Source organism: Qipengyuania sp. L-5Y, from assembly GCF_056859455.1.
Genome location: NZ_JBSXOM010000028.1, coordinates 123,196 through 141,868, shown reverse-complemented (window position 1 = coordinate 141,868; position 18,673 = coordinate 123,196). Strand labels below are relative to the sequence as shown.

At 61.9% G+C, this 18,673-nt stretch carries 20 protein-coding genes; 6 read left to right on the top strand and 14 right to left on the bottom strand.

Going from position 1 to position 18,673, the window contains the following annotated elements; all coding sequences use genetic code 11:
* Window positions 1-61: 61 nt before the first annotated feature.
* The 5 genes from AC13F2_RS08185 to AC13F2_RS08165 all read right to left on the bottom strand — a co-directional run bounded on the left by AC13F2_RS08185 (window position 62) and on the right by AC13F2_RS08165 (window position 6,010).
* Window positions 62-3,532, bottom strand: a complete 3,471-nt coding sequence (locus tag AC13F2_RS08185; protein ID WP_482965057.1) for an efflux RND transporter permease subunit — start codon at window positions 3,530-3,532, stop codon at window positions 62-64.
* 14 nt (window positions 3,533-3,546) lie between these two features.
* Window positions 3,547-4,746, bottom strand: a complete 1,200-nt coding sequence (locus AC13F2_RS08180) for an efflux RND transporter periplasmic adaptor subunit (RefSeq protein WP_103024672.1) — start codon at window positions 4,744-4,746, stop codon at window positions 3,547-3,549.
* A 239-nt stretch (window positions 4,747-4,985) separates the two neighbouring features.
* On the bottom strand, window positions 4,986-5,249 hold the full coding sequence (locus AC13F2_RS08175; RefSeq protein ID WP_103024673.1) for a GlsB/YeaQ/YmgE family stress response membrane protein: 264 nt from the start codon (window positions 5,247-5,249) through the stop codon (window positions 4,986-4,988).
* Window positions 5,250-5,399: 150 nt separating this feature from the next.
* The gene (gene sciP / locus AC13F2_RS08170) at window positions 5,400-5,699 is read right to left on the bottom strand and encodes a CtrA inhibitor SciP (protein ID WP_103024674.1); all 300 of its coding nucleotides are present in this window, start codon (window positions 5,697-5,699) and stop codon (window positions 5,400-5,402) included.
* Window positions 5,696-6,010 carry a hypothetical protein gene (locus AC13F2_RS08165; RefSeq protein ID WP_482965056.1) on the bottom strand — a complete coding sequence of 105 codons (315 nt, stop codon included), beginning with the start codon at window positions 6,008-6,010 and terminating at the stop codon, window positions 5,696-5,698. Before AC13F2_RS08165 ends, sciP begins: the two co-directional genes overlap by 4 nt.
* 82 nt (window positions 6,011-6,092) lie before the next feature.
* On the opposite strand from AC13F2_RS08165, the gene mnmA reads away from it, so the two are divergent.
* The gene (gene mnmA / locus AC13F2_RS08160) at window positions 6,093-7,247 is read left to right on the top strand and encodes a tRNA 2-thiouridine(34) synthase MnmA (protein ID WP_482965055.1); all 1,155 of its coding nucleotides are present in this window, start codon (window positions 6,093-6,095) and stop codon (window positions 7,245-7,247) included.
* On the opposite strand, the gene AC13F2_RS08155 is transcribed toward mnmA, so the two are convergent.
* On the bottom strand, window positions 7,244-7,588 hold the full coding sequence (locus tag AC13F2_RS08155; RefSeq protein ID WP_196847311.1) for a hypothetical protein: 345 nt from the start codon (window positions 7,586-7,588) through the stop codon (window positions 7,244-7,246). The genes mnmA and AC13F2_RS08155 overlap by 4 nt on opposite strands.
* 32 nt (window positions 7,589-7,620) lie before the next feature.
* Between AC13F2_RS08155 and AC13F2_RS08150 the strand changes: the two genes are divergently transcribed.
* Entirely contained in the window at window positions 7,621-8,751 is a 1,131-nt protein-coding gene (locus AC13F2_RS08150) for a serine hydrolase domain-containing protein (RefSeq protein WP_482965054.1), read from the top strand.
* Here the strand turns inward: AC13F2_RS08150 and AC13F2_RS08145 are convergent.
* The 3 genes from AC13F2_RS08145 to pdxH are packed head-to-tail and all read right to left on the bottom strand — an operon-like array spanning window position 8,748 to window position 11,082.
* Window positions 8,748-9,539, bottom strand: a complete 792-nt coding sequence (locus tag AC13F2_RS08145; protein ID WP_221597429.1) for a PhzF family phenazine biosynthesis protein — start codon at window positions 9,537-9,539, stop codon at window positions 8,748-8,750. The two genes, AC13F2_RS08150 and AC13F2_RS08145, sit on opposite strands and share 4 nt — an antisense overlap.
* A 2-nt stretch (window positions 9,540-9,541) precedes the next feature.
* Window positions 9,542-10,477 carry a cation diffusion facilitator family transporter gene (locus AC13F2_RS08140; protein WP_482965053.1) on the bottom strand — a complete coding sequence of 312 codons (936 nt, stop codon included), beginning with the start codon at window positions 10,475-10,477 and terminating at the stop codon, window positions 9,542-9,544.
* Entirely contained in the window at window positions 10,474-11,082 is a 609-nt protein-coding gene (gene pdxH, locus AC13F2_RS08135; RefSeq protein WP_196847309.1) for a pyridoxamine 5'-phosphate oxidase, read from the bottom strand. Before pdxH ends, AC13F2_RS08140 begins: the two co-directional genes overlap by 4 nt.
* Window positions 11,083-11,273: 191 nt before the next feature.
* On the opposite strand from pdxH, the gene AC13F2_RS08130 reads away from it, so the two are divergent.
* From AC13F2_RS08130 to AC13F2_RS08115, 4 genes are read left to right on the top strand one after another with little or no spacing between them, the layout of a single operon-like run.
* Window positions 11,274-12,227 carry a DnaJ C-terminal domain-containing protein gene (locus tag AC13F2_RS08130; protein WP_482965052.1) on the top strand — a complete coding sequence of 318 codons (954 nt, stop codon included), beginning with the start codon at window positions 11,274-11,276 and terminating at the stop codon, window positions 12,225-12,227.
* Between the two features lie 3 nt (window positions 12,228-12,230).
* Complete coding sequence (locus AC13F2_RS08125) at window positions 12,231-13,253, top strand: YihY/virulence factor BrkB family protein (protein ID WP_103024683.1); 1,023 nt, start codon at window positions 12,231-12,233, stop codon at window positions 13,251-13,253.
* On the top strand, window positions 13,250-14,053 hold the full coding sequence (fabI, locus tag AC13F2_RS08120; RefSeq protein WP_482965051.1) for an enoyl-ACP reductase FabI: 804 nt from the start codon (window positions 13,250-13,252) through the stop codon (window positions 14,051-14,053). The genes AC13F2_RS08125 and fabI overlap by 4 nt, the downstream gene beginning before the upstream one ends.
* A 48-nt stretch (window positions 14,054-14,101) precedes the next feature.
* Complete coding sequence (locus tag AC13F2_RS08115) at window positions 14,102-14,500, top strand: GFA family protein (RefSeq protein ID WP_397489577.1); 399 nt, start codon at window positions 14,102-14,104, stop codon at window positions 14,498-14,500.
* A 9-nt stretch (window positions 14,501-14,509) separates the two neighbouring features.
* On the opposite strand, the gene wecC is transcribed toward AC13F2_RS08115, so the two are convergent.
* The 5 genes from wecC to AC13F2_RS08090 form a co-directional block, all read right to left on the bottom strand.
* A complete protein-coding gene (wecC, locus tag AC13F2_RS08110; RefSeq protein WP_482965050.1) occupies window positions 14,510-15,775 on the bottom strand; it encodes a UDP-N-acetyl-D-mannosamine dehydrogenase in 1,266 nt (421 codons plus the stop codon).
* Between the two features lie 65 nt (window positions 15,776-15,840).
* Window positions 15,841-16,968, bottom strand: coding sequence for a non-hydrolyzing UDP-N-acetylglucosamine 2-epimerase (wecB, locus tag AC13F2_RS08105; RefSeq protein ID WP_482965049.1), 1,128 nt, complete (start codon window positions 16,966-16,968; stop codon window positions 15,841-15,843).
* A 41-nt stretch (window positions 16,969-17,009) separates the two neighbouring features.
* Window positions 17,010-17,582, bottom strand: a complete 573-nt coding sequence (locus AC13F2_RS08100) for a hypothetical protein (RefSeq protein ID WP_482965048.1) — start codon at window positions 17,580-17,582, stop codon at window positions 17,010-17,012.
* Between the two features lie 90 nt (window positions 17,583-17,672).
* Complete coding sequence (locus tag AC13F2_RS08095; RefSeq protein WP_482965047.1) at window positions 17,673-18,200, bottom strand: demethoxyubiquinone hydroxylase family protein; 528 nt, start codon at window positions 18,198-18,200, stop codon at window positions 17,673-17,675.
* Complete coding sequence (locus tag AC13F2_RS08090) at window positions 18,197-18,673, bottom strand: disulfide bond formation protein B (RefSeq protein ID WP_301641965.1); 477 nt, start codon at window positions 18,671-18,673, stop codon at window positions 18,197-18,199. Before AC13F2_RS08090 ends, AC13F2_RS08095 begins: the two co-directional genes overlap by 4 nt.

Below are 18,673 nucleotides of genomic sequence, written 5' to 3'. Positions count from 1 at the left end.
CGCGCACGGTCTGCCGCTATCGGAGGGTCTCCGGAAGGCAGACCCGCTGGCGAGCGGCCCTTCACTCCGCGGGTTCGACCCCCGGCTCTTGCGAGCCGTTCCGCACGATCCCGCGCGTATCATCGCCTTCCTTGTACGTCAGCATGCGGGTGCGCAGCCACGGGCCAACCCGCTTTTCGAAGCCGTCGGCAAGGCTGAACCCTGCCGGCACGATAAGCAGCGTAAGCATCGTCGACAGGATCAGTCCGCCAATCACCACGGTACCCATCGGCGCGCGCCATGCCCCGTCGCCGCCGCCGAACACGCCCGACAGGGCCGTCGGCACCATGCCGGCGGTCATCGCGACCGTCGTCATGACGATCGGCTGTGCACGCTTGTGACCGGCATCGATGATGGCGTGCAGCTTGCGCGTGCCCTTGTCCATTTCCTCGATGGCGAAGTCGATCAGCAGGATGGAGTTCTTCGACACGATGCCCAGCAACAGCAGGATACCGATGTAGACCGGCATCGATTGCGGCTGGCCGAACAACCACACCAGCAGAATGCCGCCGAGGGGAGCCAGAGCGAGACTGGTCATGTTGACCAGCGGGCTCATCAGGCGCTTGTAGAGCAGCACCAGGACGGCAAACACGAGCAGGACCCCCGATGCGATGGCGATTGTCAGGCTGGTCATGAGCTCAGCCTGCCATTCGTCCTGACCGACGACGTCGCGATTCACCCCCTGCGGGAGATCCTGCAGGATTGGCAAGGCATCGATCTTCGCCTGCGCTTCGCCCGTCACCACGCCCTGCGCCAGATCGGCGCCGACAAGAACGCGGCGGTTCTGGTTGTAACGCTGGATCGTGGTCGGACCCGAACCGAAGGTAATGTCGGCAACGCGGGACAGCGGCACCGACCCGCCGCTGGCGGTCTGGACCGGCAGATTACGGATGGTGGTCAGATCTTCGCGCGATTGCTCCGGCAGCTTGACCCGGATGGGAATCTGGCGATCGGAGAGCGAGAACTTGGCGGCATTCTGTTCGATCTCGCCCATGGTCGCGATGCGGATCGTCTGGCTCAGCGCGACGGTCGTCACACCGAGTTCCGCGGCAATGTTCTCGCGCGGGGTGATGATCAGTTCGGGGCGGTTGATGTCCGCGCTGATGCGCGGCGCAACCAGCATGTCGATGCCCTTCATCTGTTCGACCAGCTTGGCAGCGGTTTCGTTGAGAAGTTCCGGATCCGACCCGGCAAGCATGACGGTCATATCGCGGCCAGACCCGAATCCACCCGATTGCGACGCGAACCGGACGCGCGCATCGGCGATCTGCGCAAAGGTCGGGGCCAGGGCTCGTTCAAATTGAATGGAGGTACGTTCACGGTCGGGGCGCAGCGTGATGTAAATCGTCGCCTGCCCTTCGCGCACGCGTTCAAGCGCCCGGTCGACTTCCTGCTGTTCGTAAAGGATCGCCGCGACCTGATCGGCTACCCGTTCGGTCGTCTCGAGAGTGGTCCCCGGGACCATCTCGATTTCGATCCGGCTATTGTCATCGTCGATATTCGGCTGGAACTGTGAGGGCACGATGCCGAACAGCAGGATGGTCAGCAGCAACGCGAAATAGCCGACACCCAGCATCCACACCCGGTGATCGAGGAAGCGGGCACGGAGATATTGCCACACCTGCGCCATGTGATCGCCGAAACGCCGAACAACGAAACCGAGGATTGCGAAGGCGGCCAGTGTGGCCAGCAGTCCGGCAGCGAGGGCCAGCGCAAGCTGGATCACGCCGACAAGTTTTGAAAGGATTTCAGCAGGCAGGCTGGCATTGGGGCCAGCGATCATGGCCGAAATGCCGAACCCCTGCAAAAATCCCGAAACCGTCATCGTGACACCGGCGGAAACGGCCAGGGCGAGCAGCACGACCAGCAACAGGGACAGGACGTAGAGCCAGCGATGGCGCGGTCCTTCAAGCCCTTCGCGCGCAGCATACATCTTGCCCCGATCGAGCGACCACCGCAGCACGTTCATATAGCGGTCCATCAAGGGACCTTCACCGTGCGCGGCTTCGCCATGGGCCTTGAGGAAATAGGCGGCGAGCATCGGCGTGATCATACGGGCGACGGCCAGCGACATGAGGACGGCGACGACGACGGTGAAGCCGAAATTCTTGAAGAACTGACCCGAAATACCGGGCATGGCGCCGACGGGGAAGAAGACCGCAACGATGCAGAAGCTGGTAGCGACCACCGGCAGTCCGATTTCATCGGCAGCATCGATCGATGCCTGATAGGCCGTCTTGCCCATGCGCATGTGTCTGACGATGTTTTCGATCTCGACGATCGCATCGTCCACCAGCACCCCTGCCACCAGGGCCAGGGCGAGAAGGGACAATTGGTTCAGATTGAACCCGAGCAGATCCATGAACCAGAATGTCGGGATAGCCGACAACGGAATGGCGACGGCCGAAATCGCCGTTGCCCGCCAGTCGCGCAGGAAGAAGAACACCACTACCACGGCGAGGATGGCGCCCTCGATCATCGCGGCCATAGCGCTTTCGTACTGCTCCTTGGTGTATTTCACCGTGTTGAACAGCGGGATGAACTTCACACCCGGATTTTCGGCTTCGATCTCCTTGATCTTTTCGAGAGCGTCTTCATAGACGGTGACGTCCGAAGCGCCCTTGGCGCGGCTCATGGCGAAATTGACGACTTCCTTGTCCCCGACCTTGCTGATCGACGTCCGTTCGGAATATCCGTCGCGCACCTTGGCGACATCGGCGAGCTTGACGGTGCGGCCGCCACCCAGCTGAATCTGGCGCTGGCTCAGCGCATAGGCGTCTTCGCTATTGCCGAGCACGCGAACCGACTGCTTGGTGCCGCCGACTTCGGTCGCGCCACCAGCCGCATCGATGTTGCTTTGCCGCAGCACTCCGTTGATCTGGCTCGCGGTAACACCCAACGCCTGCATCTTCGGCAGGTCGAGGATGACTTCTATCTCGCGATCCACTCCACCGAACCGGCTGACTTCCGCCATGCCTTCGATGCTCAGGAGTTGCTTGGCGACATTATCGTCGATGAACCAGCTCAAGCCTTCGATCGTCATGTCGTCCGCTTCGACGGCATAGATCGCCAGGAAGCCGCCGGAGACTTCCTGTTTGGTTACGCGCGGTTCAATAATCCCGTCAGGCAGAGACCCGCGGATCTGGTCGACCGCGTTCTTAACCTCGGCAACGGCGTCGTTCGGGTCCGTACCGATCTCGAACTCGATAAAAGTATTGGAATTACCCTCGCTCGCCGTCGAATTGATCGAATTGACCCCGTTGATCGAGCGAACGGCGGATTCGACCAGTTGCGTAATCTGGTTTTCGATTTCGGTCGGTGCCGCGCCGGGTTGGGAAATCGATACGCTGACCGCCGGAAATTCGATGTCCGGATTGTTGACCACATCCATGCGGGCAAAGCTGATCAGTCCCGCAAGCAGGAGGGCGGTGAACGCGACCAGCGGAATGACAGGATTGCGGATCGACCAGGCAGAAATGTTCCGGAAGCTCATCTACTTGTCTCCGCTCACTCGGCCTCGGCCGCGCGCGTCTTCACGGTTTCGCCTTCGGTCAGGAACCCACCGGCACGCAGCACGACTTTTTCACTGCCCGTAAGACCGTCGGTAATCACGATGCCCTTCGAAGTAACCGTACCTGTCGTGACCGGACGACGCTCCGCCTTGTTTTCGGCATTGACGATCAGGACGTATGGCCCCTCGCGATCGGACAAGACGGCGCTTTCCGGCAGGATCGGGGCAACGACGGTGCCGCTGGAGATGGTCGCGGTAGCAAATCCACCCGGCCGAAGCCCGGGAGCGTAAGACAGCGCTATGCGCACAGTGCCTTGCCTGTCTTCAGGGCTAATCGTGGGCGAAAGCTGCCAGACCTGCCCGGTATAAAGCTGGTTGGTGCCGACAGGGCGGATCTGCGCTCTTGTTCCGACAGAGATGGAACTGAGAGCATCTTCGTTCAGACGAGCCAGCATTTCCATTTCGCCGCCGCGCGCGATGCGGAACAGGGGGGCGGCCCCTGCGCTGACCGTCTGGCCGGTTTCGACACTGCGCTCCAGGACATAGCCGGAATCGGGTGCGACGATATTGAGGCGGGCGTTGCGGGCGCGCAATTCGCCGAGCTGTGCCTGCGCTACGCGGACGCGGGCGACCGCAGCATCGCGTGTGGCCGTCAGACGATCGACATCCGCCTTTGAAACGAAGCCGCGATCGACCAGCTGGAGCGCACGGTCGAGATTGGCCTGCGCCAGATTTGCATCGGCTTGGGCCACCTGGATATTGGCCGCGGCGCTCTGGACCTGCTGAGATTGTACGGACTGGTCGATGCTCGCGAGCACCTGTCCCTTGCGGACCCAGTCGCCGGCTTCCACCGGAACGGACACGACGCGGCCGCCTTCACCGACAACGCCCACAGGCATTTCGCGGCGCGCAGACAAAGTACCCGTGGCTGTGATTTCGCCATCGACCGTCGTCCGGCCGGGGGTGATCACGGTCACGGTCGGCGCCTGTGCATTTTCGTCACCCGCCGGCGTCGTCGTGCCCGCGCCGCGCAGGACGAAGAACGCCACGATCGCCACGGCAAGAACGAGCAGAGCAGCAATGATGATGATCCGGCGCTTCTTGCGCGCGGACCCTTCGAATTCGGCGGACTCACGGTCGAGTTCGACCGCAATCGGCTCGCCCTTTTCAGCCATCACTCCAGATTCGTAGTTCATCTTTTCCCTGCCCCAGTAGCGCCACGGATATGCGGTGTATTACATGCCTATATCACTTAGCGCAAGATTTTCGCAATCCGGGCGATATAACAGGGTCATGATTAGGGCAATCTAGGGTTCGACCGATGGCATGCATGGCTTGACGAATGTCACCGTCAAACCACAACGTGGAGCAGACACGAAAAGGGCGGAGCGCCTGGTAGCGCCCCGCCCTTCGCGAAATAAGTGTATCGTTCGGCTTAGCGGACGCGTCCGCGCTGAACCATATTGGCGATGCCGAGAAGCACGATTGCGCCCAGCAGCGACATCAGGAGGCCCGGTACGCTGAATTCGGTCAGCGTCGCGCCGATACCGATGAGCGAGCCGATGAAGCCGCCGATGAACGACCCGACGATGCCAACGATGATATTCCAGAAGATGCCCATCGAGGCATCACGGTTCATCACAAGGCTTGCGAGCCAGCCGATGATACCGCCGACGATGATTGCGATAATCCAACCCATTACAATTCCTCCTGTTTACCCCGTCAAACCCTTTGGCCCTTCAACGGACCGTCGTGTCATACGGTTCCCTGCGTTGGGTGCAGGAATGCAAGATGAGCGTGTGGGTGGGTGTTTGGTTCCCGCGGAGCGATCCCAGGGAACCGGCCGGGATCAATATTTCAGCTGACGCTCGTAGAGGTCGCGATAATGCTGGATGCGCGTTACCCGCAGGCCCTGCATGCCCGAACGGTCGACCGACCGCTGCCATGACGCGAATTCCTCGAGGCTGAGCGAATAGCGTTCGAGCACTTCATCGATGGTCAGCAGACCGCCGTTCACGGCAGCCACGACCTCCGCCTTGCGGCGCACGACCCAGCGCTTCGTCTTGGGTGAAGGCAAGTCGTCAACGGTCAGCGGCTCCCCGAGGGGGCCGATAACTTGTGCAGGGCGGATGTCCTGGTTTTCGATCATTTGTTCTCTCTATCGCCGTGCACCGCATCGCTTGCGGCATCCGCAGCACTTAACCCGGTGGGTTTGCCATGGCTTAAATCTTCATGGTTAAACGCCGGTTTACTTTCCTCGCCGACCTCGCGGCGAGCTTCGCCGAATGCGTTGAAGCCGCCGCCGACCTTGCCCAATTCGTCTCGCAAATCGCGAGTCGCGGCGAGTTTTGCGACCAGATCGGTCCAGCGGAACTGCCGCAAAACCGTAGTTTCACGCTGATCCTGGACCTGCGCCCTGTTGATGTGCCCCTCGAACATGCAAGATGGATAGCGCGCCATGGTAAACGATCCGTGAAACCATGATTGTGGGCCTTACGGGGTCCTACTGGTGGCAGGCGCGCAAGCCGTGTATGGGGCGGCAATGCACGCAACCGAAACCCTATCGCCGGACCAGGCCGCTGCACTGTTCGACCTGCCGCGGCCGGCTTCCGAATGCCGTATCGTCGTCGCCATGTCGGGCGGCGTGGACAGTTCCGTCGTGGCAGCGCTCGCGGCGCGCACCGGGGCCGAAGTCATCGGCATCACGCTGCAGCTCTACGACTATGGCGCGGCAACCGGGCGCAAGGGTGCGTGCTGCGCCGGGGACGACATTCGCGATGCGCGCGCGGTCGCCGAACGTCTCGGCATCGCGCATTACGTGCATGATCACGAAAGCGCCTTTCGCGAAGACGTGGTCGAAACATTCGCGGACGATTACCTCGCCGGACGCACGCCGGTGCCCTGCATCAGGTGCAACATGGGGCCCAAGTTCACCGATCTGCTCGACATGGCGCGCGAACTGGGGGCGGACTGCCTCGCTACGGGCCATTATGTCCGGCGCGTCATGGGCCCGGCCGGGGCCGAATTGCACCGCGCGGCCGATCTTGCGCGCGACCAGTCCTATTTCCTTTACGCCACGACCGACGACCAGCTCGATTTCCTGCGCTTCCCGCTGGGCGGCATGCCCAAGACCGATGTGCGCGATCTTGCCGAAGGGGCGGGCCTGCGCAACGCAGCCAAGCCCGACAGCCAGGACATCTGCTTCGTTCCGGACGGCGATTACGCCAAGATCGTCAAGAAGATGCGGCCCGAAGGCGCACGGCCGGGCGCGATCGTCCATGCCGCCACGGGCGAAACCCTGGGCGAACACAAGGGCGTCATCCACTACACGGTCGGCCAGCGCCGGGGTCTCGAAATCGGCGGCCAGCCCGAACCCCTGTATGTCGTCGGCATCGATGCCGCCGAAGCGCAGGTCAAGGTCGGCCCCAAGCGCATGCTGGCGGTGGCCGAAGCGCATATCATCGAGACCAATCGCATCGGCCCGCTTCCCGACGTGCCGCTGACGGCCAAGGTCCGCAGTCTCGCCAAGCCGGTGCCGATCGTGCTCGACGGTTCGCTGGGCGACGGCCAGCCCGTGGCGATACGCTTCGCCCAGCCCGAATTCGGCGTGGCTCCGGGCCAGGCGGCGGTGATCTATGCCGGTGACAGGGTCGTCGGTGGCGGCTGGATCCATTCGACCACGCAGGTCGCCGCCTAGTCCTGCCACTCCTGCAACAGGCAGCCGTAGCCTTCGCGGTACGTCGCGGTGTCGGACGCGATGAGCGGGATGGACGCTGTTACGCTCTTCGCTTCGGCATCCTCGCTCAGCGAGATCAGTTCCATGCCGTCCAGCTTGTCCTTGGCGCAATCGTCCAGGCTGCGTCCGGCCACGAAGCGGCACGAACAGGCGACCCGCGCGGCATAGGCCGATCCGGTGGCGCCCGTCTTGCGCAGGCCATCGCCCCACGCCAGCCAGGCGGCGCCCAGCAGCGCGGCAACCAGCAGGATCAGCCACAGCCAGCGGCGCGGGTTGCGGGAGTGTGTTTTGGCCGTTGCCAAGCGGGATTCCTTCGTGCGAGTGACGCTGGGCCATGACCCTGCATTTCGCCCCCCTTATCGCGCTTGCCCTCGCCACCTCAAGCCTCGTCTCCTGCGGCTCGCCGGGTCCGGTCGAAGAACCCCCGCTGAGCGATGAGGCTCTGGCCGCGGTGAGCAAGGATCCCGGCGCCCCGACCAAGGCCCTTGCCCGCGCGGCGGACGAATTGTTCACGCTGGACGGGCTCGGCGAAACGCGCGCGCTGGTGGTCTACCATGGCGGAAAGCTGGCGCTGGAACGCTACGCCCCGGGCTATGACAAGGATACGCGCTTCGTCAGCTGGTCGATGGCCAAGACGGTCACCGCCGTGATGATCGGCATGCTGGTGGCGGACGGGCAGCTGCGGCTCGATGCCCCCGCCCCGGTCCCGCGCTGGCAGCGCACCGGCGATCCGCGTGCCGAGATTACCCTGCGCCATCTGCTCCAGATGCGCAGCGGCCTCGAACACACCGAAGCCGGCGATCCGCCGTGGGAAAGCGGCGAAGTGCGCATGCTGTTCCTCGACGGGCGCGACGACATGGCCGATTACGCCACCGCCCAGCCGCTGGAGGCGGAACCCGGCGAAAAATTCGAATATTCCTCCAACACCACCGTGATTCTCGCCGCGATCGCGGCCCGCGCCCTGACCGACAGCAAGGATCCCGACGTGCGGCGCAAGGCGGTGGCCGATTATCTCAAGGCGCGATTGTTCGAACCGCTGGGCATGACCAGCGCCGTGCCCGAATTCGACCGTGCGGGGACACTGATCGGCGGCAGCCTGATTCATGCGACCGCGCGCGACTGGGCGAAATTCGGGGAATTGCTGCGCAACAAGGGATCCTATCGCGGCGAGCAGCTCGTCCCGCGCCAGTGGGTGGATGAAATGGTCGAACCCAGCCCGCGCAGCCCGCAATACGGGCTTCAGACCTGGCTCAACCGCCCCCTTCCCGAAGGCGAGGAACACCCGCTCTTTCCCGATCGTGCTCCGCACAGCGCCTTCTCGCTGATCGGTCACATGGGTCAGTATGTCTTCGTCTCGCCAGCACAGAAACTCACCGTCGTCCGGCTCGGCCATTCCAACGCCGAAGAACGCAAGGCCATGCTCCAGCAACTGGCCGACGTGATCGAACTCTATCCTGCAAGCTAGGGCAGGACGAAACTGCCTTCGACCACGGTGATGCAGGATCCGGACAGGATCGCCCTGTCCCCGTCCCGGCGGCAAACGGCATGCCCGCCACGTTTCGATGCCTGGAACGCAGTGAAGCTGTTCCGCCCCAGCCGCTCGGTCCAGAAATAGGTCAGCGCGGCGTGGGCCGACCCGGTGAAGCTGTCTTCATCCACGCCGCCGCCCGGCACGAAAACCCGGCTCACCACATCGGTTTCCAGACCCGGCGCCGTGCAGATGAACTGGTCGTTCCCCAGCGCGGCCAGACCGCGCAGATCCGGGTCCAGCGCACGCACCTGTTCCTCGTTTTCGAACAGATAGATGCCGTACCGATCGGGGCTGAGCCAGACGTCCTGCGGCTTCGCCCGCAACAGGTCTACCGCCTGCGCCCAGGCGTCCGGCTCGGTCGGGATCAACGGCAGTGCCAGCTCATATCCGGCAGCCCCGCGGGTTACCGCGAGCAGCCCTGCCCGGCGCGTACGGAACGTCACTTTATCGCCGCCATCGCGCATCAGCAGCGCGTGTCCGCTGGCAAGCGTCGCATGGCCGCACAGGCGCACTTCTTCCGTCGGGGTGAACCAGCGCAGTTCCCAGTCAGCCTCGCCGCTCGCATCGCGCACGACGAATGCGGTCTCGGCGAAATTGTTCTCTTCGGCGATGGCCAGCAGTGTCGCATCGTCCAGCCAGCGCTCCAGCGGCATCACCGCGGCCTGATTGCCCGTAAAGGGGCGCTCGGCAAAGGCATCGACATGGAAATAGGGCAGCTTCAAACTCACGCATCTTTCTCCAGCTTGGCGAATTCGTCATCCTCGACCAGCGGATTGCCGGGTTCGTCAACATGGCCTTCCGGGTCGATATGGATGAGCAGTTCCATGCCCGGAAACTGTCCGCACAAATCCTCTTCGACCCGTTCGATGATCGCGTGCGCCTGCTCGATCGTCATCGCCGGCGGCAGGTCGACATGGAACTGGACGAAATCGCGGTTGCCGCTGGTCCGTGTACGCAGGTCGTGCAGGTTGGAAAGCTCGGGATGCCTGGCCGCCGCCTCGACGAAGGCGATCCGGCGCGATTCGGGCCATTCGCGGTCCATCAGCGCATCCACCGCCTCGCTCGCGCCGCGCCACGCCCCGAAGGCGAGCCAGGCGGCAATGGCGAGGCCGAACAGCGGATCGGCCAGGCCCAGGCCCGCATACTGATCCAGCATCAGGGCTGCGATCACCGACAGGTTCAGCAGCAGGTCGGACTTGTAATGCAGGTGATCGGTCTGGATCGCCAGGCTGCGCGTCCGGCTCATCACGTAACGCTGCCAGCCGAGCAGGGCCAGGGTAAGCGCAATGGCAACCACCGATACGGCGATACCGTCTCCTGCGGCAGCGGTCTGGTGCTGCCCGGCAAGCTGCATGATGGCGCGCACCGCGATCCCGAATGCGGAAAGCGCAATCAGCATGACCTGGAATATCGCCGCCAGTGCCTCTGCCTTGCCATGACCGAACCGATGGTCCTCGTCGGCGGGCATGGAGGCGACCCATACGCCGGTCAGCGTGGCGAGGCTGGCGATCAGGTCGAGTGCCGAATCGGCCAGACTGCCGAGCATGGCCGTCGATCCGGTGCGCCAGCTGGCCCAGGTCTTCAGCGCAACCAGTATCACCGCCACGGTGATGGACGCCATCGCCGCGGAACGGGCGAGTTTGGCAGTGGGCGCCGTCATGGATAAAGCAGCGTGTTGGACCACGCTTCTTCCGCGCTATCACGCGAAAACAGGCGCCGGTCGTGAAGGCGGAATTCGCGATCCTGCCAGAATTCCATCCGGCGTGGACTGAGCCGGAAGCCCGTCCAGTGTTGCGGGCGCGGCAAATTGCCTTCGGGATAATGTTCTTCCAGAGCGGCCACCCGGTCGAGATAGACCTGGCGATCCGGCAGCGGGCGGGACTGGTCGCTGGCAGCGGAACCGATTTGCGAGACCCGGGCGCGCGAATGGAAATAGGCGTCGGCCATCTCCGCGCTGACTTCCTCCAGCGGGCCTTCTATCCGGATCTGCCTGCGCAGGCTTTTCCAGTGAAACAGCAGGGCCGCGCGCATATTGGCGCGGATCTGCTCACCCTTGCGGCTTTCGGCATTGGTATAGAATACGAAGCCGTCGCTGCCATGATCTTTCAGCAGCACCATGCGCACGGACGGGAATCCGTCGGGCGATGCGGTGGCCAATGCCATCGCATTGGAATCGTTGGGCTCGCTTTCCTTTGCCTCGGCAAACCACACTTCGAACAGCATGAACGGGTCGCTCTGCGGAATGGCGCTGGTGTCGTTCTGCATCGGACGTTTCCTACACTGGGAAGAAGTTGGAACTGGGTTCAGGAGCAAAATTCACCGGAGCCCGTTTTTGCCCGACAAGGCCTATATACAGGAAATAGCCATCGACCATGGGATGTTCTCTATCGCCAATATGTTCTGCAGGAAACCACGCGCGCTTGCATGCGCATGGCGTAGCAATTAGCTAACACACCATGGCCGATCCCTACTCCACACTTGGCATAGCGCGTAACGCGTCCGAAAAAGACATCAAGAGCGCCTATCGCACGCTCGCCAAGGAACTGCATCCCGACCGCAACAAGGATAATCCCAATGCGGCCGAACGCTTCAGTCAGGTGACCAACGCCTATGATCTGCTGTCCGACAAGGACAAGCGCGCGCAATTCGATCGCGGCGAAATCGATGGCGATGGCAACCCGGCCAATCCCTTTGCGGGAATGGGCGGCAGTGGCGGATTTCGCCCCAATGGCGGTCAGCGCGGATACCGGACGGAAGATTTCCAGGGGTTCGGCGGTGAAGAAGTCGATCTAGGCGACATCTTCGAAGGCCTGTTTGGCGGGCGCGGACCGCGCGGCGGCGCAGGTGGACCATTCGGCGGCGCCCAGCAGCAGCGCCGTCAGCCACCCCAGAAGGGCGCGGATATCGGCTACAAGCTGCGTGTCCCCTTTACCGATGCAGCGACGCTGAAGGATCAGCGCATTACGCTGGCCGACGGCAAGACGATCGATCTCAAGCTGCCCAAGGGTGTCGAAGACGGCACGCAGATGCGCCTCAAGGGCAAGGGTCAGCAGGGTCCCGGCGGCGCGGGCGATGGCCTCGTCACCATCGCGATCGACCGGCACAAGGTATATCGGCGCGAAGGCGACGATGTGCGGCTCGATCTGCCGATCACGCTCGACGAGGCAGTGAACGGCGGCAAGGTCCGGGTGCCCACGGTCGATGGCCCGGTCATGATGACCATCAAGGCCGGCACCGACAGCGGCACCGTGCTGCGCCTGAAGGGCAAGGGCTTTACCCGCAAGAACGGAAGCCGGGGCGATCAGCTCGTGACGCTCGAAATCCACCTTCCCGCCGATCTCGCGGAACTTGCCAAGCGGCTCGATGGGTGGAAGGACGATGGGGATCCGCGCAGCAAGCTCGGGATTTAGTTTTTGTCGCAGCAGGACTTGGTAGAAGATCAGGACCGCGAGGTTCGTTCGCTGTCGCCGGAACAGCGGCGCAAGGACGCACGCCACCTGCGCGATCGTCTGGAAGATCAGGTCGGGCCCGGCACGCGCGCATGGGAAGTGGCAAAGCGTACGCTTGTCGGTACCTATAATGACGGGTTCATCCACGCGGGCAACCTCGCCTATCTCTCGATGCTCGCCATTTTCCCCTTCTTCATCCTGGGGGCGGCGGTCTTTTCGGCCTTCGGTGAAGAAGCCGAACGCGCGGCCACGATCAATGCCGTCCTCAGCGCCATGCCGCCCGTGGTCGGCAATGTCATCGAACCCGTCGCCCGCGACGCGATCGAAGCGCGCAGCGGCTGGCTTTTATGGGTCGGCGGGCTGGTCGGCCTGTGGACGGTGGGCAGCCTGATCGAGACGATCCGCGATATTCTGCGCCGTGCCTATGGCACCCATGCCGAACATGCCTTCTGGAAATATCGCCTGCTTTCTTCGGGTGTGATTCTCGGCGCGGTATTCCTGCTGATGCTCAGCCTCATCGCGCAATTCCTCATCGGCACCGCACAGGAAGTGATCGAAGCCTATTTCCCGCAGCTCGTTGATCGAGTGTCGGACCTGCGCCTGTCGCGCATCGTGCCGGCGCTCGGGCTGTTTGGCTCGCTCTACCTCATCTTCTATTCGCTCACGCCATCGAAATACCGGCGCAAGCGTTATCCCAAATGGCCCGGCGTCCTGCTCACCACTTTGTGGTGGATCGCCGTAACGACCTTGATGCCCGCGGTGCTGCGCAACTTCTTCTCCTACGACCTGACCTACGGCGGGCTTGCCGGGGTAATGATTGCGCTGTTCTTTTTCTGGCTTGTCGGGCTGGGTGTGGTTATCGGCGCCGAACTGAACGCCGCCTTGGCCGAAACGCCCGAGGAAGAAATGAACTTTATCGGGCGGGAAGACGAACGCCGCCGGGCTTCTCTGGCCCGTGAAATGCAAGAAGAGGAGCACGCCGAATGAGCGGGTTGATGACAGGAAAGCGTGGGCTGATCATGGGATTGGCCAATGACAAATCGCTGGCCTGGGGAATAGCGAAGCAATTGCGCGAACACGGCGCCGAACTGGCGTTTTCCTATCAGGGTGACGCGTTGAAGAAGCGCGTGGGCCCCCTTGCCGAACAGCTCGGCAGCGATTTCCTCATCGAATGCGATGTGTCGGACATGGCCGCGCTCGACACGGCGTTCGACACGCTCAGATCGCGCTGGGACACGATCGACTTCGTCGTTCATGCCATCGGTTTTTCGGACAAGAACGAACTGCGCGGGAAATATGTCGACACCAGTCTCGACAACTTCCTGATGACGATGAACATTTCGGCCTATTCGCTCGTCGCGGTCGCGCAGCGGGCTGCGGCCATGATGCCCGATGGCGGCTCGATCCTTACCCTGACCTATTACGGCGCGGAAAAGGTCATCCCGCATTACAACGTCATGGGTGTGGCCAAGGCCGCCCTGGAAACCTCGGTGAAATATCTCGCCAACGACCTGGGTCCGCAGAACATCCGCGTCAACGCGATCAGCGCCGGGCCGATCAAGACGCTGGCCGCCAGCGGCATCGGCGACTTCCGCTACATCCTCAAGTGGAACGAACTCAACTCGCCGCTCCGCCGCAATGTCACGATCGACGATGTCGGCGGATCCGGCCTCTATTTCCTGTCCGATCTTTCCTCGGGCGTCACCGGCGAAACCCATCACGTCGATGCCGGCTACCATGTCGTCGGCATGAAGCAGGAAGACGCGCCCGACATCGGGCTTGTCTGATATTTTTGTTCATCGTATGTTCTGCCTCGACTCAGGGGAGGACGTGCGATGCTCGAAGGTGGATGCCAGTGCGGTGAAGTACGATATCGGGTGTCGGGCGATCCGGCGCATCATGCGCTGTGTCATTGCCGGGATTGCCGCGCCTCGTCCGGTGCTCCGGCAACAGCCTGGATGGCCTTTCCTGCCGAAAACTTCAATGTAATCAAGGGGAAAGCAGTTTCCTACAACTCCTCCGGCGCCTCCTGGCGGCACTTTTGCGGCCAATGCGGCACCGGTATGTATTTCATCAACGAACAGATGTTGCCGGGTATCGTGGACATCCAGTCCGCTACCCTCGATGACGCGCAGGCTCATCCCCCGGCAGCGCAGATCCAGACGGCCGAACGCCTCGATTACATGTCCGATCTCGCAGCCATGCCCCAGTTCGAACGGTACCCGGGCCCGTAAATCCCGCGATCAGGCCACGTCAGGCCATATCCCGCGCGTGTCATAGATAATCCTGTCCTGCCGTTCCTCGGCGGGAATCACCTTGAACACGTCGTGGTCGACGAGAGCAATGAGTACACCGCATTCCTCGAGCGCGGTATCGATATCGACCAGTTCCGCGTTCGTACCGGCAAATTCCTGCGGTAGTTCGCCTGCATAAGGTTCCACGACGCACACCCTGTCCCCATATTCGCGTGCAAGGGATGCAGCGACATAACGCGCGGGGCTTTCGCGGAAATCATCGATGTTCGCCTTGAAGGCGAGGCCCAGGCAGGCAATTTTCTCACTCGGATTGGCTTCGGCCAGTGCTCTTGCACGGGCAAGCACGTGATGCATCTTCAGGTCGTTCGTTTCGCGAGCCTGGCGAATAATCCGCGCTTCCTCGGGCGCGCCGTGAACGATGAACCACGGATCCACGGCGATGCAATGACCACCCACACCTGGTCCGGGCGTAAGAATATTAACTCGCGGATGCCGATTGGCGAGACGTATCACCTCCCAAACATCGAGCCCCTGCCGGTCGGCGATCATGGAAAGCTCGTTAGCGAAGGCGATATTGACGTCGCGAAAGGCATTTTCGACCAGCTTGGTCATTTCGGCAGAGCGCGCATCCGTCGTGACGCATTCGCCTTTTACAAACCGTTTGTAGAAAGCGAGCGCCTTCCTTGCGCAACGAGGCGTAATTCCCCCGATCGACCGATCGTTATGCGTCAATTCTTCCAGAATTTTGCCCGGCAATACCCGTTCCGGACAATAGGCGATGCTGATGTCAGGGCGAGCTTCTGCTATTCCCGGCATGGCCAGATCGGGACGCACTGCGGCGATCGCATCGCGCACCGCTTCGGTCGTGCCGACGGGCGACGTCGATTCGAGAATAACCGCGTCACCCTGCTTAAGAACTTGAGCGACCTTTCTTGCCGCCGCCATGACGTAACTCGTATCGGGCGTATGGTTGCCGTCCTTTGCGAAAGGCGTGGGCACCGCAATGACGAACACGTCGGCAGTTGCCACTTCGGTCGATGCCTTGAGCAGCCCACGCTGGACAACGGCCTGTACCAGACCATCCAGATCGACTTCCTCGATGTGAATTTCGCCCCGATTGATCGTATCGACGACGCCTTGCGCCACATCGACACCATGCACCGGACAACCAGCACGCGCGATGACCGCAGCAGTAGGCAGGCCAATATATCCCAGCCCGATCACACAAACGTCCGGCTTCATGTCACCACGCATGGTATTTCAATCCCTGAATTTTGCCGAGCATGCCTAGCGTCGGGTGGTAAATTTAACAGTAACGGCTATTTCCGTGGCACCAGAAGGTCGATGATCCTTCCTGCCGAGTGCCCATCGCCAAAAGGATTATGTGCACGGGCCATGGCGGAATAAGCCGCGTCGTCGTCAAGCAGCCGTTCGGTCTCGTAGACAATCTTATCTGCATCTGTGCCCACCAACCTGGCCGTTCCGGCTTCCACGCCTTCGGGCCGTTCGGTGGTTTCGCGCATGACCAGCACCGGCTTTCCCAACGCAGGCGCTTCTTCCTGAACACCCCCGCTGTCGGTAAGCATCAGATGGCTGATATCGAGCAAACGCGCAAAATGCGGATAGTCGAGCGGATCGATCAAAGCGACATTGTCGAGTCCACTGAGCTCATCGTTCATAACTGCCCGGACGTTCGGATTGAGATGCACGGGAAAGATGACCGCCACATCGGGTCGCGCGGCAATCCGTGCAACAGCTCGAGCTATGTTCCTCATCCCGTCACCGAAATTCTCGCGGCGATGGCTCGTTACGCCGATGATGCGTTTGCCGGCGAAGCGGGATTCCAGCGAAGCAAGACCGGAGGCAATTTCCGGGTGCGCCTGGGCATGTTTCGTGACCCAATGCAGAGCGTCTATGACCGTATTCCCGGTCACATGCACGCTCTTAGGGTCGACGCTCTCACGCAATAAGGCCGCCTGCGCGGTCTCTGTCGGTGCACAATGGAGGGTGGCGAAGGTTCCGACTGCGCGTCGGTTAACCTCCTCTGGCCATGGCTGGTAGATATCACCACTGCGCAGGCCTGCCTCGACATGGCAAACCGGGATCTTGCGGTAGTAGGCGGCAAGTGCCCCCGCCAAGACCGTGGTCGTGTCGCCCTGCACCACCACCCAATCAGGCTGTTCGTCATCAAGCACTTTGCCGATTTCGAGCAGAGCACGTGCGGTCAGCGCATCGAGGGTCTGGCCCGGCTGCATCAAATCGAGATCGTGGTCAGGGATGACGCCGGTGATATCGAGCACCTGGTCCAGCATTTCGCGATGCTGAGCTGAAATGCAGACGCGGCTTTCGAATCGCGTATCGTCGGCCAAGGCATGAATTACGGGAAACAGTTTGATCGCTTCGGGTCGAGTGCCGAAGACGGTGAGGATTTTCTGGCGCGCGGTCATGCGCGCATGCCTACCCGCAAAAGGTTAAATGGCGATAGAAATTACAGCGGGTCTTCTTCACTGGTGCTCGGCTGGGGTAGCGCGGAGACGTCCGGCGTTTCAGCGGCGCGCTCGCGGTCGAGTCGTTCCATGTATTCACGCTCGATCATCTCGACGCGCTCCTGCTCGGAGGCGGCGTCTTCATCGATGGTCGAAAGACGCTTGGCACGCTCTGCCGCGATGATTTCACCGAAGCGCACGCCGGCGTTGTTTGCCTTGTCGGCATAAGCGGCGTCGATCATCTGCTGCGTACAACCGGTGAAGCCGCCGGCGCCCGTTGGCGAACAGGACATGATTCCGAACGCCCCAGCCATTTCGAAGCTCTCTACGCGTTCGGCCCAGGCTTTGTTATCGGGGCTGTCCGAAAAGCGGAGATTTTCAGGAATGCGGTACCGCTCGCTCTCCGCCTTGCGCGCGCAGACGACGATTTGATCAGCCGTGCTTTGGGGGCATTCATCATCGCCATAGACGATGACCATATTGTAATTGTCATCCGACGCTTCCGGTACCTGCTCCTGTGCAGCTAGGGGGAAAGCAAGCGCAAGGCTGGCAATGGCAATCAGGGGCTTCGACATGGTCGTCCTCTCGGCGAATAGGTACGCAGAGCTTAGCGCTCTGCGGGGTGAACTGTCTATGAAGCGCGCGCCGGGCCCTGCCGGTTCCCGTTATACGCGTTCGGAGATACGGATTGCAGTCCGGCACCCCAATCGAATCAGCCCGGACAGCAGCGGATAGGCTGGAGCACGTTCCGCTCCGGCGGCTAGTGCGGCGTCACGATGTTCCCGCTCGTCATCGCGAAATTGCTCGATCATTCCCGCGAGTTCGGGATCCTCGCCGGTCTCGTGGAGGCGGTCGAGCTGCTTCGAATAATGATCGTCGATTTCGGTTTCGATTGCCGCGGTACAGGCCATGGCCGCTTCCGGTCCGATCAGGGCGCTAACTGCGCCCAGGGCAAACCCTGCCCTGTCCCAGAAAGGCTGAAGTACCGTCGGGCGGACACCGCGTTCGGCCATGAGCGCATCGAACTTCGCCCGGTGACCAGCCTCCTGTTCGGCCATTCCTGCGATTTCGGCAGAGTGCGGGCCACGGTCGCCCATGACCGCCAATTGCCCCGCGTAAATGCGGGTGGCACCAAATTCGCCTGCCTGATCGACGCGAATCATACGTTCGATATGGTCGGGAACAGCTGTCATACACGTCGGTCCTTGCCGAGCAGCGCCAGAATGGAAAGCCCCGCCACAGTCGAGATGAGGAAATTATATCCCGCCAGGCTGATGCCGAAGAGGGTCCACGCAGGCTCGTCACATCGGACCAGCGGCGTGTTCATGATGTCGTCTAGCGCGTTGCCTGTGCCGCCCCCCGTCACCACCGCACAGGATGTCACACCCTGCCACCAGCCATATTCGACGCCCGCATGAAACAGCCCGATCCCGCCCGAAATCAGAATGGCCAAAGCGGCAAGACCGGTCCACAAACGAACTGGAGCAATGGCATAGGCTATCAAAGCAAGCGCCACGGCGGCGAAATGCGGCCAGCGCTGCCACCAGCACATCTCGCAAGGATATAGCCCGAAACCATATTGCGACAGATAGGCGCCGCCCAGCAGCAAGGCTGGAACGGCGAGCGCCAGGACGCGGGCGAGACGAACGTGCTGCGAAAGGCTCAT